This is a genomic window from Streptomyces sp. NPDC004542, from assembly GCF_040610035.1.
Classification (GTDB): Bacteria; Actinomycetota; Actinomycetes; order Streptomycetales; family Streptomycetaceae; genus Streptomyces.
Genome location: NZ_JBEXLP010000015.1, coordinates 26,464 through 41,469, shown reverse-complemented (window position 1 = coordinate 41,469; position 15,006 = coordinate 26,464). Strand labels below are relative to the sequence as shown.

At 70.5% G+C, this 15,006-nt stretch carries 17 protein-coding genes and 1 tRNA gene; 1 reads left to right on the top strand and 17 read right to left on the bottom strand.

Annotation, left to right across the window (positions count from 1 at the left end; translation table 11 throughout):
* Positions 1-6: 6 nt before the first annotated feature.
* The 6 genes from thrB to ABZX30_RS11710 form a co-directional block, all read right to left on the bottom strand.
* Positions 7-936 carry a homoserine kinase gene (thrB, locus tag ABZX30_RS11735; RefSeq protein ID WP_355931918.1) on the bottom strand — a complete coding sequence of 310 codons (930 nt, stop codon included), beginning with the start codon at positions 934-936 and terminating at the stop codon, positions 7-9.
* 657 nt (positions 937-1,593) lie between these two features.
* Positions 1,594-2,652, bottom strand: coding sequence for a threonine synthase (gene thrC, locus ABZX30_RS11730; protein ID WP_355931915.1), 1,059 nt, complete (start codon positions 2,650-2,652; stop codon positions 1,594-1,596).
* 6 nt (positions 2,653-2,658) lie between these two features.
* The gene (locus ABZX30_RS11725; RefSeq protein ID WP_355932079.1) at positions 2,659-3,957 is read right to left on the bottom strand and encodes a homoserine dehydrogenase; all 1,299 of its coding nucleotides are present in this window, start codon (positions 3,955-3,957) and stop codon (positions 2,659-2,661) included.
* A 169-nt stretch (positions 3,958-4,126) separates the two neighbouring features.
* On the bottom strand, positions 4,127-5,518 hold the full coding sequence (gene lysA, locus ABZX30_RS11720; protein WP_355931913.1) for a diaminopimelate decarboxylase: 1,392 nt from the start codon (positions 5,516-5,518) through the stop codon (positions 4,127-4,129).
* A 15-nt stretch (positions 5,519-5,533) separates the two neighbouring features.
* Entirely contained in the window at positions 5,534-6,568 is a 1,035-nt protein-coding gene (gene nrtL, locus ABZX30_RS11715; RefSeq protein WP_355931910.1) for an ArgS-related anticodon-binding protein NrtL, read from the bottom strand.
* An 86-nt stretch (positions 6,569-6,654) separates the two neighbouring features.
* Positions 6,655-7,164: a response regulator gene (locus tag ABZX30_RS11710; RefSeq protein WP_355931908.1), complete on the bottom strand. Its 510-nt coding sequence runs from the start codon at positions 7,162-7,164 to the stop codon at positions 6,655-6,657.
* A 109-nt stretch (positions 7,165-7,273) separates the two neighbouring features.
* On the opposite strand from ABZX30_RS11710, the gene ABZX30_RS11705 reads away from it, so the two are divergent.
* Positions 7,274-7,345 (top strand) — tRNA-Arg (locus tag ABZX30_RS11705).
* 276 nt (positions 7,346-7,621) lie between these two features.
* Here ABZX30_RS11705 and ABZX30_RS11700 read toward each other — a convergent pair.
* The 11 genes from ABZX30_RS11700 to ABZX30_RS11650 all read right to left on the bottom strand — a co-directional run bounded on the left by ABZX30_RS11700 (position 7,622) and on the right by ABZX30_RS11650 (position 14,958).
* Positions 7,622-8,476 carry a nuclease-related domain-containing protein gene (locus tag ABZX30_RS11700; protein ID WP_355931906.1) on the bottom strand — a complete coding sequence of 285 codons (855 nt, stop codon included), beginning with the start codon at positions 8,474-8,476 and terminating at the stop codon, positions 7,622-7,624.
* Positions 8,477-8,665: 189 nt separating this feature from the next.
* Positions 8,666-10,039 carry a site-specific integrase gene (locus ABZX30_RS11695; protein ID WP_355931903.1) on the bottom strand — a complete coding sequence of 458 codons (1,374 nt, stop codon included), beginning with the start codon at positions 10,037-10,039 and terminating at the stop codon, positions 8,666-8,668.
* Positions 10,036-10,230, bottom strand: coding sequence for a helix-turn-helix domain-containing protein (locus ABZX30_RS11690; RefSeq protein ID WP_355931901.1), 195 nt, complete (start codon positions 10,228-10,230; stop codon positions 10,036-10,038). The genes ABZX30_RS11695 and ABZX30_RS11690 overlap by 4 nt, the downstream gene beginning before the upstream one ends.
* Positions 10,206-11,525 (bottom strand): replication initiator, encoded by a 1,320-nt coding sequence (locus ABZX30_RS11685; RefSeq protein WP_355931898.1) that lies wholly within the window; start codon positions 11,523-11,525, stop codon positions 10,206-10,208. The genes ABZX30_RS11690 and ABZX30_RS11685 overlap by 25 nt, the downstream gene beginning before the upstream one ends.
* A gap of 131 nt (positions 11,526-11,656) precedes the next feature.
* A complete protein-coding gene (locus tag ABZX30_RS11680; protein ID WP_355931896.1) occupies positions 11,657-11,902 on the bottom strand; it encodes a SpdD protein in 246 nt (81 codons plus the stop codon).
* Positions 11,903-11,916: 14 nt separating this feature from the next.
* Positions 11,917-12,111, bottom strand: a complete 195-nt coding sequence (locus tag ABZX30_RS11675; RefSeq protein ID WP_313743461.1) for a hypothetical protein — start codon at positions 12,109-12,111, stop codon at positions 11,917-11,919.
* An 11-nt stretch (positions 12,112-12,122) separates the two neighbouring features.
* Positions 12,123-12,314, bottom strand: a complete 192-nt coding sequence (locus ABZX30_RS11670; RefSeq protein ID WP_355931893.1) for a mobile element transfer protein — start codon at positions 12,312-12,314, stop codon at positions 12,123-12,125.
* On the bottom strand, positions 12,311-12,505 hold the full coding sequence (locus ABZX30_RS11665; protein ID WP_355931890.1) for a hypothetical protein: 195 nt from the start codon (positions 12,503-12,505) through the stop codon (positions 12,311-12,313). Before ABZX30_RS11665 ends, ABZX30_RS11670 begins: the two co-directional genes overlap by 4 nt.
* Positions 12,506-12,524: 19 nt before the next feature.
* Positions 12,525-13,145: a DUF2637 domain-containing protein gene (locus tag ABZX30_RS11660; RefSeq protein WP_355931887.1), complete on the bottom strand. Its 621-nt coding sequence runs from the start codon at positions 13,143-13,145 to the stop codon at positions 12,525-12,527.
* Between the two features lie 83 nt (positions 13,146-13,228).
* Complete coding sequence (locus tag ABZX30_RS11655) at positions 13,229-14,602, bottom strand: FtsK/SpoIIIE domain-containing protein (RefSeq protein ID WP_355931885.1); 1,374 nt, start codon at positions 14,600-14,602, stop codon at positions 13,229-13,231.
* A gap of 5 nt (positions 14,603-14,607) precedes the next feature.
* On the bottom strand, positions 14,608-14,958 hold the full coding sequence (locus tag ABZX30_RS11650) for a hypothetical protein (protein ID WP_355931882.1): 351 nt from the start codon (positions 14,956-14,958) through the stop codon (positions 14,608-14,610).
* Positions 14,959-15,006 lie beyond the last annotated feature (48 nt).

Here is a 15,006-nt window from a genome sequence, read left to right as displayed (position 1 = left end):
CGGCATTTACATGTCGCTGGCGGTCGCGAGCGGCAGCACGCTCGCTCCCTGGACATCCAGTTTCAGCCGGTTGGCGGCCCAGCCCGGGCCCGCCAGCCGTTCCACCTTGTCGGCGGTACCCGCGTCGGTCAGTGCCATGACGGTGGGTCCGGCGCCGGAGATCACCGCGGGGATCCCGTCCGCCCGCAGCCGCTCCACCAGCGCGGCGCTCTCCGGCATCGCCGGTGCGCGGTACTCCTGGTGCAGGCGGTCCTCGGTGGCCGGCAGCAGCAGCTCGGGGCGCCTGGTCAGTGCCTCGACGAGCAGGGCGGCGCGGCCCGCGTTGACGGCGGCGTCGACGTGGGGCACGGTGCGCGGCAGCAGGCCGCGCGCGGTCTCGGTCAGTACCGGCTTTCCGGGCACGAAAACCACCGGAACGACTGAATCGTCGGGCTCCATCCTGATCGCCCGGGCGGCGCCGGCCTCCATCCAGGAGAGCGTGAACCCGCCGAGCAGACAGGCCGCCACGTTGTCGGGGTGCCCCTCGATCTCGGTGGCCAGCTCGAGCAGCGCGGCGTCGTCGAGCCTGGCCTCGCCGCCTATGGTCACCGCCCGGGCGGCGACGATGCCCGCGCAGATGGCGGCGGAGGAGGAGCCCAGGCCACGGCCGTGCGGAATGCGGTTCGCGCAGACGATCTCCAGGCCGCGCGGCTGCCCGCCGAGCAGGTCGAAGGCGGTGCGCAGGGAGCGCACGAGGAGGTGACTCTCGTCACGCGGGAGTGTCTCGCTGCCCTCCCCCGCGATGTCGATGTGCAGCCCGGAGTCGGCCACCCGGACGACCACGTCGTCGTACAGCCCCAGTGCGAGGCCGAGGGCGTCGAAGCCCGGGCCGAGGTTGGCGCTGGTGGCGGGGACGCGCACCCGGACGGCGGCGGCGCGGAACGCTGGACCGGCCATCGCTCGATGACTCTCCTTGAGCTGCGTGATGGTCGAATGACATCGATACGTACGTGGGGGCCCTCCGGCCGCGCAGACGGCGCGGCACCCTGCCATATGCGGGGCATATGCGTGGGTGGGTTCGGTACAGCCTATCGAAGGAAGGTTCTGTGGCGACATAGGGCGCACAGGAGGCGCACGATGCGTGTCGTGGGCCCCTCGTGCCCCCTTCCTAGGGAGTCCCCAGGGTCGGACGCCGTGGTGAGCCGCCGGGTCGCCCGGTGCGGGCCGGATCCTCCGGCGCCTTCTCCGGCGCGTGCCCCGGCAGGTCTCCCGACGGGCCTCCCGGCAGGTCTCCCAGCGGGTTTCCCGACGGGCCTCCCGGCGGGTTTCCCGACGGATTCTCCAGCGGCTCCGGAGCGCATCTCGGCCAATTCCTCAGCCGGATCCAGGACAGGATCCCCGATCGGGTCCCGGATCGGGTTCCTGATCGCATCCCGACCGGGCCCTGATCGAATCCCCGACGGATCCCTGACCGGACCTCCCGCCGACTCCCCGGCCGGTTCCCGGCCGATTCCCGACCGGACCCCGACCGACTCTCGACCGGCTCCCGGCCGCCGCCGGGGCCGACGCCCGACCGGATCCCGACCGGATCCCGGCCGGATCCCGGCCAGGCCCTCAGGCGAGGCCGAGGCGCTCGGCCGCCGTCGCGGCGTCGACCGGGACGGTGACCGGCTGCGGGGCGCCCGCGACGGCCCAGTCGGGGTCCTTCAGGCCGTTGCCGGTGACCGTGCACACGATCCGCTGTCCCGGGTCGACCTTGCCCTGCTCGGCGGCCTTCAGCAGACCGGCCACGGACGCGGCGGACGCGGGCTCCACGAAGACGCCCTCCTGCGCGGCCAACAGCCGGTAGGCGCGCAGGATTTCACGGTCCGTCACCTCGTCGATGGCGCCGCCGGACTCGTCGCGCGCGGCGAGGGCGTACTTCCAGGAGGCGGGGTTGCCGATGCGGATCGCGGTGGCGATGGTCGATGGGTCCTTGACGACCTCGCCGCGCACGATCGGGGCGCTGCCGGCGGCCTGGAAGCCCCACATGCGGGGTGTCCTGGCGGCGATGCCGTCCGCGGCGTACTCCTTGTACCCCTTCCAGTACGCGGTGATGTTGCCCGCGTTGCCGACCGGGAGGACGTGGATGTCCGGGGCGTCGCCGAGCATGTCGACGATCTCGAAGGCGGCCGTCTTCTGCCCCTCGATGCGCACCGGGTTGACCGAATTGACCAGCGCCACGGGGTAGTTCTCGCTCAGGGAGCGGGCGAGCGTGAGGCAGTCGTCGAAGTTGCCGTCGACCTGGAGGATCTTCGCGCCGTGCACGAGGGCCTGGCCCATCTTGCCGAGCGCGATCTTGCCCTGCGGCACGAGCACCGCGGAGACCATGCCGGCGCGCACGGCGTACGCGGCGGCGGAGGCGGAGGTGTTTCCGGTGGAGGCGCAGATCACGGCCTTCGCCCCCTCCTCCTTGGCCCTGCTGATGGCCATGGTCATGCCGCGGTCCTTGAAGGACCCGGTGGGGTTCGCGCCCTCCACCTTCAGGTGGACCTCGCAGCCCGTGCGCTCGGAGAGCACCTGCGCGGGCACGAGGGGCGTGCCGCCCTCGCGGAGCGTCACGACCGGCGTGGTGTCGGATACCGGCAGCCGGTCCCGGTACTCCTCGATGATTCCGCGCCACTGGTGGGTCATTGCTGGTTACTCTCCTTCAACCCGCATGATGCTGGCGACACCCCGCACGGTGTCGAGCTTGCGCAGCGCCTCGACGGTCCCGCTCAGGGAGGCGTCGGAGGCGCGGTGGGTGACGACGACGAGGGAGGCCTCGCCGCCACCGTCCTGTCGTCCTTGCTGCCGAACGGTATCGATCGACACTCCGTGCTCGGCGAACACCGTGGCCACCTGGGCGAGAACGCCCGGTTTGTCGGCGACGTCGAGGCTGATGTGGTAGCGCGTGACGACGTCGCCCATGGGCGAGACGGGCAGCGCGGCGTACGCGGACTCGCCGGGGCCGGTCGCCCCGTTGAGCCGGTTGCGGCAGACGGCGACGAGGTCTCCGAGTACGGCGGACGCGGTGGGCGCGCCGCCGGCGCCGGGACCGTAGAACATCAGCTGTCCCGAGGCGTCGGACTCGACGAACACGGCGTTGTAGGCGCCGCGCACGGAGGCGAGCGGGTGGCTCAGCGGGATCATCGCCGGGTGCACCCGGGCGGTCACGGACCCGCCGTCCGCGGCCCGCTCGCAGATGGCGAGCAGCTTGATGGTGCAGCCCATCTCCTTGGCGGAGGCGAAGTCGGCCGCCGTCACCTCGGTCATGCCCTCGCGGTAGACGTCGTCGAGGCGGACCCGGGTGTGGAAGGCGATCCCGGCGAGGATGGCGGCCTTGGCGGCGGCGTCGAAGCCCTCCACGTCGGCGGTGGGGTCGGCCTCCGCGTACCCGAGGGCGGTGGCCTCGTCGAGGGCCTCCTGGTAGCCGGCGCCGGTCGAGTCCATCTTGTCGAGGATGAAGTTCGTCGTCCCGTTGACGATCCCGAGCACCCGGTTGACCTTGTCGCCGGCGAGGGACTCGCGCAGCGGCCGGATCAGCGGGATGGCGCCGGCGACGGCGGCCTCGTAGTAGAGGTCCCTGCCGTTCGCGTCGGCCGCCGCGTGCAGGGCGGCGCCGTCCTGGGCGAGGAGGGCCTTGTTGGCGGAGACGACGGAGGCGCCGTGCTCGAAGGCGGTGGTGATGAGCGTACGGGCGGGCTCGATACCGCCGATGACCTCGACGACGACGTCGAGGTCGCCGCGTTTGACGAGGGCGGTGGCGTCGGTGGTGACGAGGGCCGGGTCGATGCCCTCGCGCACCTTGTCGGGACGGCGTACGGCCACGCCCGCGAGCTCCACGGGCGCGCCGATGCGGGCGGCGAGGTCGTCGGCGTGCGTCGTCATGATGCGCGCCACCTCTGAGCCGACAACACCACAGCCCAGCAGCGCCACCTTCAGCGGACGCGTACGCATCATCCGACCTCGTTTCCTCATACCGTCTACGGTTGGACCAGTCTCACTCAGGGGACGGGACTTTCTGTGCCATGTCCGGATCGTGAGACATCGATTTCATTTGTACCGGGGTGGCAGACAGGAGATCTTCCACCCCGGCTCGCGGCGTGCTCCCCGCGCCCGCTGCGGCTCACCCGACGTCGAGCCGCAGCAGGTCCTCCTCCGTCTCGCGCCGGACGATCACCCGGGCCTCGCCGTCGCGCACGGCGACGACGGGCGGGCGGAGCACGTGGTTGTAGTTGCTGGCCATGGACCGGCAGTACGCCCCGGTCGCCGGCACCGCGATCAGGTCACCCGGTGCCAGGTCGGCGGGCAGGAACGCGTCCCGGACCACGATGTCCCCGCTCTCGCAGTGCTTGCCGACCACGCGCGTGAGCATCGGCGCGGCGTCGGAGGTGCGGGAGACGAGCGCGACGCTGTACTCGGCGTCGTACAGCGCGGTACGGATGTTGTCGGACATGCCGCCGTCGACGGAGACGTACGTCCGCAGTCCGTCGAGGGGCTTGATGGTGCCGACCTCGTACAGCGTGAAGGCGGTCGGCCCCACGATGGCCCGCCCCGGCTCGACGGAGATGCGCGGGGTGCGCAGCCGGGCCACCTCGCACTCCCGGGTCACGATCTCGGTCAGCGCCTTGGCGATCTCGTGCGGCTCACGCGGGTCGTCGTCACTGGTGTACGCGATCCCGAGCCCGCCGCCGAGGTCGATCTCGGGCAGCTCGACCCCGTGCTCGTCCCGGATGTCCTTGAGCAGCCCGACGACCCGGTGCGCGGCGACCTCGAACCCGGACATGTCGAAGATCTGCGACCCGATGTGCGAGTGGATCCCGATCAGCTCCAGCCCGTCGAGCTGGAGGGCCCGCCGCACGGCCTCGGCGGCCTGCCCGCCCGCGAGCGGGATGCCGAACTTCTGGTCCTCGTGGGCGGTGGCGATGAACTCGTGGGTGTGCGCCTCCACGCCCACGGTGATCCGGATCTGCACCCGCTGCCGCCTGCCGAGGGACTGGGCGATGTGCGCGACGCGGACGATCTCCTGGAAGGAGTCGAGGACGATGCGCCCCACTCCCGCCTCGACGGCGCGCCGGATCTCCGCCTCGGACTTGTTGTTGCCGTGGAAGGCGATACGGTCGGCGGGCATGCCGGCCGACAGGGCGGTGGCCAGCTCCCCGCCGGAGCACACGTCCAGGTTGAGCCCTTCCTCGTGCAGCCACCGCACGACGGCCCGGGACAGGAACGCCTTCCCGGCGTAGAAGACGTCGGCGTCCTGCCCGAAGGCGGTACGCCAGGCACGCGCACGGGCGCGGAAGTCGGTCTCGTCGAGGACGTAGGCGGGCGTACCGAACTCCTCGGCGAGTGCCTTGACGTCTGTGCCGCCGACGGTGACGACCCCGTCGGCGTCCCGGGTGACGGTCTGGGCCCACACCTTCGGGTCGAGGGCGTTGAGATCGGTGGGCGGCGCGGAGTAGTGGCCCTCGGGGAGGACGTCGGCGTGACGGGGCCCGGCGGGGTGTGCGGAACGGCTCATCTTGGGCGTGCTCTTTCAGAGGTGGTCGGGTGCGTCGATGCCGAGCAGGGACAGGCCGCCGGCCAGCACCGTCCCGGCGGCTTCGGCGAGGGCGAGCCGGGCACGGTGGGCGGCCGAGGGTTTCTCCTCGCCGCGCGGGAGCACGGTCAGCAGGAAGGGCAGCGCGGCATCGGCGACGGTGACGAGATGCCGGGCGAGCCGGTCCGGGGCACGGTGGGTGGCGGCCGCGGCGAGGATACGGGGGTGGTCGGCGAGGGCGGCGACGAGCACGCCGGCCTCGGTACGCGCCGGGTCGCCGGGAGCGCCGGGGTCACCGGGATCGCCGGGGTCACCGGGATCGCCGGGATCGCCGGGTTCGGCGGTGAAGCCCAGGCGGGCGGCGTTGCGGGTCAGGGCGCGGGTGCGGGCGTGGGCGTACCGGACGCGGAAGAGCGGGTTCGCCTCACGCTGGACCAGGTGGTCGGCGGTGATCCGGGGCCGGTCGTGCGGCGCGGGATGCAGCAGGGCCCACTGGGCGGCGTCGGGACCGAGCGGGGCGGGGTCCTCCGGCGCGGGCACGGGCCGCAGATTGACCGGCTCCCCGTGCTCCACCTCGACCCGCCCGCCCTGCGTAGCGACGATCCGCACCAGCGCGTCGGCGACGACCTCGGCCCGCACGTCGTAGGGCACGCGCAGGGTGACGACCTGCCCGGCGAGCAGCTCACTGTGCCCGTAGGCCGACCCGAGCTCGCGCACTTCCCGCACGAGGCGGGCGGCGGGGTCGGCGCCGGCCCGGAGAGTGATGTTGAGAAACCCCGGCCCGGTGACGACCACGTCCTCGACACCCTCGGCGTCGACGAGATGCGGCCGCAGTATCTCGGCGACCCGCAACGCCGGCTGCCCCGCCGGCCGGGCGAGCTGCAGCGCGATGTTGGTGGCGTAGTCCCCGCACCCGCCCGGCCCCGGGGGCGTGACCACGGCCCGCTCCGGCACGGTGACGCTCAGCTCCCCTCCGTCCACGGCACGACGCACCGCGTGCAACACGGTGCGCGAGAGCTCGACGGGGGTCACGGGACAAGGGTAGGGGAGGAGGGGGGTGGGTACGCGAGCCGGTTCGGGACGGTTTCCCGCGATGTGGACAGCGCCGCGCGCCGCCCCTAACGCTCCTGACACTCCTGCCGCCCCTGATGCAGGTCACCGGGCTCGGGCTCCCCGCCCACCGCCACGGCGTCGCCCCTCCCCCCGTCGATCAGCCGCCGGACGAGCTGCACGAGCTGCCCGGGATCGAAGGGCTTGGCGAGGAACGCGTCGACCCCGACCTCGAGACCGGCCTCGACCTCGAACTGCGTACACGCGCTGACGATGGCCAGCGGAAGATCACGCGTCCGCGGATCGGCCCGCAGCCGCGCGGCGGTCCCCAGCCCGTCCAGACGCGGCATGACGACATCGAGCGTGATCACGTCGGGCCGCACCTGATGAACGACTTCCAGACACTCGGCACCATCGGCCGCGGTCACGACCTCGAGCCCCTCCAGCTCGAGATTGACCCTGATCAGCTGCCGGATGACCTTGTTGTCGTCCACAACAAGCACCCGCCCCGACGCCCCTGGCACCCCTCGAGAGTAGGTCGAGACCGGCCACCGCGTCCGCGTTTTCCCCACTTCCACCCCGCCCGAGCGACGCGCCCCCTCCCGGCCACCGGAAACCCGTTCATGAACACCCCATCAGAGCTGGTAGTGTTCTACCCGTCGCCGCGGCCACCACCGCAGCGGACACGCCCCCGTAGCTCAGGGGATAGAGCAACGGCCTCCGGAGCCGTGTGCGCAGGTTCGAATCCTGCCGGGGGCACCCCTTATGAGGTGCCCAAAGACCCCGTCACCAGCGGAAACGCTGAGGCCGGGGTCTTCGCGTATGTGCAGGCGTATGCGGCTCGAAGCGGCTCTATGTCGAGGTCTGTGGACGAGGCGTGGACGGGATCTTGAAGCATCGTCGCAGGTGAGGTGCAGGAAGAAGACGGAGCCCGCACCGACGCCAGGCACCCCCGCCCGGCACGGAATCGTCACGCCGCAGGGGCTACCGACGGCCGAGCAGGAGGGCTGCCGGCACCTCACTGCGGCCACCAGCTCAGGCCTGGGCCCACGCCTGACGATGGCGAGCAACGCTGTACACCTGCTCCACCTGGTCGGCCGTGAGAACGCCTGAGAGCGGAGCGAGTGCCGATACCTGGCGCTCCTGATACACCCGGACACTGAGCTGCGTAGAGACCACCTTCAACTCGGTGACCCCGACGAAGACGAGCACCGGCTCCACCGGTACCGGGAAGTCGCAATAGCGCTCAAGTACTCGGGCGACTCGCTTGGCCTCTGCCCGGCTCTTGCGTGCGTAGGGCGCCGGTTTCCCGTGATCGACTTTCACGGAATCGTCCCCGACCCATACGGCCCGCTTGTGGTGGTGCTTCGTATTGATGCTGAACACTCCACCAGGCCCGATCAGTAAGTGATCGATATCCACTTTGTTGGCCAGGGGGATGGAGTGCAGGACATGCCAGCCTTGGCGTCCTAATCCGTTCAGCTCGGCTCCCACTCGCCGCTCCCCCGCCAAACCCTTTCGCCAGGAGTCCCACTCAGTGGGGCGCCGCAGAAGCCGTGAGATGACTCGCCCCATTACCCCCGGGCCGGATACATCGAGCAGATCACGTATGGACTCCCCGGGGAGGTTGACGGCCAAGTCGTCGGCCGGCGTCAGAGGTGGCAACATCGGGCGTGCTGGCACCTCGGACGCCCTGTCCGGTGGGGCAGGCTCGGTGAGGTTCTGTAAGTGCTTTGTCAGCAGGGCGATCACGTCGTCGCGATACTCAGCCCGCAAGACCGTGATGCCCCCCGTTGGGACATCCGCCCAACCAACCGCGGTGCCGTCAGGCAGGTTGGCGTACAGACGATCATGCCCGTACCGCTTCCAGCGCGTGACGTGCAGCTCCACAAGGCCTCCTGTGCTCCGGCATTGACGTTGCCGATATGCCAGCAGCAAGCGAGACGCGGCCACAAGAGCGCAGGGCAGGCCGCACGTCTCAGCTTGACCGTTACGAAAGGAAGCATCGGTGCGGGTAGGGCCGAAACGAGGGAGGCCCCAGGCGGCATGCCTGAGGCCTCAGTGTCGGTGCAGGTTGTCTCACTCGTACTCGCGGAGCAGGTCCTCGATACGCCGGTTGGCAACGTCCTGCCGTCCATCGAGGCACTTCGCGTAGCGGGTCAGCAGGACCTCCACGCTGTTGCCGGCGCGCTCGGCAACCTCGGTGGGGTCCACCCCCGCATTGAGCCACGTAGACAGTGCCGAGTGACGAAGGTCGTACGGCCTACTCGCGAGCGGCGAGGCCGCGACGGCCGGCGGAAGCGCCAGGAGCCGAGCCTCCTGCCACGCGCGGTAGTAGGTCGAGGATGGGACGACCGAGCCCTTCTCGCTGAAGAAGAGCCGCCCGTCATCCGCCGTGCCAAACGTGGCCAGGTGCTCGCGCAGCACGGTGACGAGCTGGGGCGGGATGGGCACACGTCGAACGTCTTCAGCCGGTCGATTCTTGAGCCCGCGGTCGTCGTGGGTCTCCCCCGAGTCCGTCCACTGCTTGCCGACCGAAGGACGGGTGCGGTGGAGCAGCGCCGATCCCCAGCCCTGCTCAGGGAGGAGCAGATCAGTCTCCACTAGGCCGACCGCCTCAGCAGGACGGAGCCCGCCAAAGTACATCGCCGCGAACAGCCCGACGAGACGCCGGCCGCGAGCACGCCGGTAGCCGCCCACGTAGGACACTGCCGCCAGGAGATTGCGGGCCTGCTCCGGGTTGGCGACAACGCGCGGATCGACCTGGTTCGAGACCTTGGGCTTCTGCCAGCGAACCGCCGTGATCGGGTTCTCCCGCAGCTCCCCCAGGTCGACCGCATAGTTCGCGGCGTTCACGAGAGTCCGCCGCTTCCGTCGCACAGTCTCAGCGGCTGCAGGGGTGCCATCGAGCTTGAGCTTCAGCCCGTCGAGCACCACACGCGCCGTCGCCGGTTCGGCGAGATCCGCGAGCGGTCTGGACGCCTTTGCTACCCAGTGCAGAACGTTCTGAACGTTGGCCGGCACTTCCCGGTCGTTCGGCCCCGGCAGCACGAAGGCCCAGCTACGCAATGCCCTACGGATCTCCTCGTCGGACGGCCGTCCCGCCCTCTCTTCGAGCAGTTCCATGGTCACGCTGGTCAGGGATTCGTTGATGCCGTCTCGCGTATTGGGTGCAGCATGGGGCCACTTCATGGCGAGGTACTTGAGCGCGAAGTCGTACCAGCTCAGCGGGGACTTCTTCTGCTCCATCGAAGCCGGGAGACCGCTCTCCGTGTCGAACTCTTCGCCGCTGCGCATGGCACTCAGGAGCTTCGCTCGGTAGTGATCCGCGAGCGCCTTGGTACGGAACGAGTCCGAGAAGACGTTGCCCGCGACGGACCAGCGGACGCCGTACGAGGGGGTCTTGGTGTCCCGCTTACGTACGCCCCAGACCTTGACGTCGAGAGACTTCACGCAGCCTCCTCCAACTGCCTGAGCCACGAGGCGAAATCACTACGCCAGACCCGAAGCTCACCATTGGGGAGCTTGAAAGCGGCCGGGCCCTCCCCCAACTCACGCCAGCGGTAGAAGGTCCGTCGAGAAACGCCACCCAGTTCGTCCAAAACTTGGCGAACGGTCATCAGCTCGTCGCGGCGGGCGTCCATGTCGGTTCTCCTTCCGTTCCGGGGGCGGGTTCGAGGGATGCGGCGAGCCACGTTTCGCCTAGAGACAGGCCCGTTCCGGCGAACAGCCAGTGGGCGAGGACAAGCGTGGTTTCGCCGTCCTGCGGAACAGCTGGTGTGGCTTGGGCCCGGCGCCATTCAGCGCGGGCGTCGCGGAGGGCGCCGAGGGTGGTGGAGTAGCGGCGGGACTTGGTGGAGAAGTGGCCGCGGAAGCCGAGCATGTGGGCCCAGGCCCGAAGCCGGAGCTCTGCCAGCTCGAGGCGAGCGCCGAGAGCCCATGCGGTGCGGATCATGCGCCGGGCGTGGTCCGTGATCCGGGCTTGCGCCAGCTCGGCGAGGAAGCGGATCGGGCGGTCGAGGGTGCCAGTCGCCGTCTCGGCGCCTTTGGTCGCGTACTTGGCGATGTACGCCGCTACGGCTCGCTCGGTCAGCTCCTGGCCGCCGTCGAAGTCGGCGGAACGGATCGGACGGACATCGAGCTGCCGGCCGAAGACGAAGCTGTGGGCCCGGCCGTCGATCTCCGGTCCGGCGACGCGGGCGGCGGTGGCAGCGGCCCGGATGGCATCCGTCAGCAGCTCGGCCGACGCCCATGCCGGGGGCGCGGTGTCTCCGCCTTCCGGGCCGTCGAGGCGGATGACCGCGTGGAAGTGGACGGCACCGCGCTTTTGGTACTCGGCCACCTTCGCGAAGGAGACCCGGGCGTGATCGCGGAACGCGCGCTGCGTGAGGCCGGCGCGCTTGGCTACCTCCCGGCGGAGGTAGATGGAGAAGCGCCGCCACAGTGCACCGGCGTGCGCGTTCCACAACACAGATGCTTCGTAGTCGTAGGTGTCAGGGTCGAGCGGGGTGCCCAGTGCGGGGTCCTGCTCGTCGTGGCGGATGCCGCAGCGGCAGTCCCGACCTCCGGACGGGCGGTTGTGGACCGGTCCGAAGCCCGGAGCGGTGAACGTGGCGAAGACGCGCGGGTGCGTTGCGACCCGTTCGGATGTGCCCTTGCCTCCACGCAGTCCGGCGGTGATCAGGTGGTACGTGTCGCGGCGGTAGGTCTCGGCGCAGGCCGCACAGCGCGTTGCACGGCGGTTGTTGCAGCGCACCAGGAGTTGACCGGCGGGGAGCGTGGCGGAGTCCAGGTGGCGCAGGACTCGACCGATCTCGCCGGTTGCCGTGTCGACTTCGTATTCGGTGCGGTGGCCGTCGAGGCGGACGGGGTGTGTGCAGCCGCCCAGGCCGGAGAGTTGGTGGGCCAGCTCGGGCAGGTTGCCGAGTGAGGCGAGCATGGAGAGTTCCGCCAGCGGGGGCGGAGTCTGCCGGGTGATGATGGGTGTTCCTTTCGGCTGTTTCAGCGGTTGGGAGGAGTCGGCCCCGGGGCGGCGGGATGCTTGGCGGCTTTTGCCGCCCCGGCGGCCGGTCAGCGCTTGGTCGCGCTGTTGAGCAGGGAGCGCAGGACTACGGCGGCGATGGCCACGGACACGGCCGTGACGGCGACGGCCGCCAGGAGTGCGGTGAGGACGATGCCGACGACGACCACGGCGGCGACCGCACCCGCGTACGGGGTGAGCGACCGGCCCGCGGACGGCACCGGAACCTGCGTCTGCTGAGTGACGAGGGGTGTCGTCGGCAGTGTCGGAACGTCGGGGAGCTTGGGGCGGAACATGGCGTACCTCCTTGTCACTTGTCGGTGCCGTTGACGACGCCGACCCCGGAGCGGGTGCCGGATTCGATGGCAGGGGCGAGGAAGGTCTGTGAGAGCCAGAAGCCGAACAGTGCGATGACGACGGCGACCCAAAGGCGGATACCGAGGAACTTGATCGCGGCCCAGGCGATGACGCCCAGAACGAAGACGAGCGGGAGTGAGACGGTCACGGGAGCTCCCCTCAGCGGACGGCGCAGCGGTGGGTGCGGGCCGCGAGCTCGGCGGCGGCGCGGCTGTCGTAGTCGGTGGAGAAGCCGCAGCGCGGGGCCGTGCAGGCGGCGGTGTGCTTCTCGCGGCCCCGGCCGTCGTAGTAGGTGCCGACCTGGACGGGGCCGATACGGATGACGTTGCGGAAGCGGCGATTGTTGGTCATGAGCGGGTCTCCTTGTCGGTCTCGCCGGTGAAGTCGGTCGCGTGGTCGGCCAGCCAGCGCAAGATCTCGTCGCCCTCGTAGCTGTCGGCGGCGAGGATCACCGGTTCGGCGATCAGCACGGCTTCGGTGAGTCGGTTCTGTCGGGTCAGCTCGGCGGCGCGCCTGAGCGTGCGGAGCGTGGACGGACGCAAGGTGGAAAACCCTCCAGGGTCAGGTGAGTTGAGCTGCGATGGCTTCGGCGAGCGGCATGGGGACGCCGAGCCGGGCGCGAAGCGTCGAGGTGTCGATAGGGGTTCCGGTCCGGGCGCGGTGGTCGTCGGCGACCTTGCGGGCGTGGGCGACGAGTGCCGGCGGGACGGAGGCCGTTGAGGACGGAGCCGATTCCCGTTTCGCGGCGGGCAGTTCAGGAGCGGAGGCGGAAGGGACCACTGCCTCGTCTGGCACCGGTTCCGGCGCCGCTTGTGGCTTGGGTGCATCGTGGGCGAGCAGCGTGCCGCCGAGGAAGGCGACGGCAGGCCATCCGGCCACGAGGATCCGCAGCCAGGACGGTACGGCGTTCAGGTCGAGCAGTCCGGCGGTGGCGACGTTGGCGCCCAGCGACGCGGTCAGCGCGACGAGGAACCAGGACCACCCGGCCGCTTTCGCGCCGCCGGAGCGGAGCCGTCGCCAGGCCGCCACCAACAGCAGGTCGACGGAGACCGGGTAGGCCCACGCCTTCCAGCCCTGCTGACCGGCAGCCGAGGCCAGGTCGTGCAGGTGGGCGAAGGACAGCGCGGCGGCGATCAGCGCTTGGATGAGTACGGCGTCGACTCGGACAGGCAGGGCACGCACCTCACGCCTCCTTCCAGTTTTTGGCATGGCGGGGGTATGGGCTTGGCGCGGGACGGCCGCGCCGGACGTTGGAGCAGGACCGGCTACTCGGTGACCGGTTGTGGAGCGGCGACCGGCTCGGCGTCCTCTACGGGCACGGGCGGGACGTACGGCCGGAAGGGCGTGAGCGCCGATACGTCGGGGGCGATGTGTGCCGTTGCTCGGCAGGTGGCCGCAGCTTCGGCGAGGGAGAGGTAGGGGGTGCGGATGCAGGACCAGCCGCCGGAGGTGTCGCCGATGACAGCCAGGCCGGGCAGCTCCGCGGCGATGGCGCAAGCGGCGTAGACCGCCTCAGGCGCGATGTCGCCGAGAGCCATCTTCGCGGAGGCTTCATCGTTGACGCGGTGGCAGACACGGCCCGTGAGCTGGGCCCGGAGCATGGTCGCTCCCTTGCCGAGCTCGGCGCCGAACCGCTGCCCACAGACTTCCAGGTAGATGCCGGCGGCCCGGCCGAGCTGGGCGAGCCGGATGAGCTGGGTGACCATCTCGTCCCGCCGTTCCTCCTCCTTCCTTGTGGCGACGAGGAAGAGTTCCGCCACCTCGTCGATGAACAGCACGATGGGAGCTGGGCGTTCGTCTTCCGGCAGGCCCCAGACGTCCGAGGTGATCAGTTCCTCCGGGGTGCCGGGCGCGGTGCCCTGCCGCGCCTTGATCAGGTCGTAGCGGTCCTCCATTTCCTTGACGAGTACGGGAAGCAGCTCGGCCGCCTGGCCCGGGTCCGTCGCCAGCGCGGAGAGCCGGGCGGCGAACGGTGCCAACTCGACCCCGCGCTTGCAATCGATGCCGACCAGAACGACGGGCTGAGCGGCCAGCTTGGTGAGCAGGTTCCGCAGGTACATGGACTTACCCGAGAGCGTTGCGCCGAGGACGAGTCCATGCGGTACGGCGCGGTAGTCGCGCACGAAGGCGGTTGCGTCCTCCCGTACGGCCACCGGCACCCGCAGTAGGTCACCGACGGCCCGCCGAGGCATCCGCACCTTGCGGAGGACGTCAAAGCCGACGAGCCGCAGTTCGACGACACCGGGCTTGACGTCCCGGACGTACACGGCGTGCACGCCCCAGGCGTGGCGAAGCCGTTCCGCCGACGCGGCGACGTCCGCCGGCTCCTGGCCGGGAGCCAGCCGCAGCCTGACACGGAGGCCGGTCGAGGTAGGCCTGATCAGACCCCGGCGGGGAGGCACGGGACGTACCTCCCGGCGAGTGGTCGCTCTGACGGCCAGTGCCCGCCACCGGGGTGGCGCGACCGTCAGGCCGCAGGCGTCCATGGTCGACGTGTACGAGGCCAGCAGCCGGGCCACCGAGACCGGCAGCCCGATCGTGGACCAGTACGCCGCCGGGTAGGCGTGCCGGGCGTAGGCCGCGCCGCCTATCGCAGCGAGCGGGCCGCCCAGCTCGGCCAGCGTCACGAGGTCGGTCACGTCGGTCAGACCGCCTCAGCCATCGGGAACGCGCCGGGAGCAACGGCGGTGGCCCGGTAGGCGATACCGTGCCGCTGCTGGCCGTTGAAGACGCTTTCCCACGGACGAGCCACCAGTCCCGGCAGCGAGACCGGAGCACCGACGGTCAGCCCGTCCGTCACACCGCTCTCAGGGATGGTGACCTGGAGCAGCGACGACTCGCCCTCGTCGATGTAGACGACGCCGACGGTCATCAGTGCCTCGCCGCTCACGGCGTCCTTGGCAATCTCACCGGTCTGCCGGTCGCGCACCTTCGGCGCCGGAGCTTCGGTCAGCAGGATCGTGGCGGACGAGGCGTCAATACGGATCACACGCACAGAGATGTCTCCTTCTGAGTCGATCAACCTGGCGCACCTGACAAGTTG

Excerpts from the sequence above, each read along its gene's own strand:
- ABZX30_RS11670 (WP_355931893.1), bottom strand. The coding sequence starts at position 12,314 with ATGACCAACAATCGCCGCTTCCGCAACGTCATCCGTATCGGCCCCGTC.
- ABZX30_RS11725 (WP_355932079.1), bottom strand. The coding sequence starts at position 3,957 with ATGCGTACGCGTCCGCTGAAGGTGGCGCTGCTGGGCTGTGGTGTTGTC.
- ABZX30_RS11680 (WP_355931896.1), bottom strand. The coding sequence starts at position 11,902 with ATGTTCCGCCCCAAGCTCCCCGACGTTCCGACACTGCCGACGACACCC.
- ABZX30_RS11685 (WP_355931898.1), bottom strand. The coding sequence starts at position 11,525 with ATGCTCGCCTCACTCGGCAACCTGCCCGAGCTGGCCCACCAACTCTCC.
- lysA (WP_355931913.1), bottom strand. The coding sequence starts at position 5,518 with ATGAGCCGTTCCGCACACCCCGCCGGGCCCCGTCACGCCGACGTCCTC.
- thrB (WP_355931918.1), bottom strand. The coding sequence starts at position 936 with ATGGCCGGTCCAGCGTTCCGCGCCGCCGCCGTCCGGGTGCGCGTCCCC.
- ABZX30_RS11690 (WP_355931901.1), bottom strand. The coding sequence starts at position 10,230 with ATGGACGCCCGCCGCGACGAGCTGATGACCGTTCGCCAAGTTTTGGAC.
- thrC (WP_355931915.1), bottom strand. The coding sequence starts at position 2,652 with ATGACCCACCAGTGGCGCGGAATCATCGAGGAGTACCGGGACCGGCTG.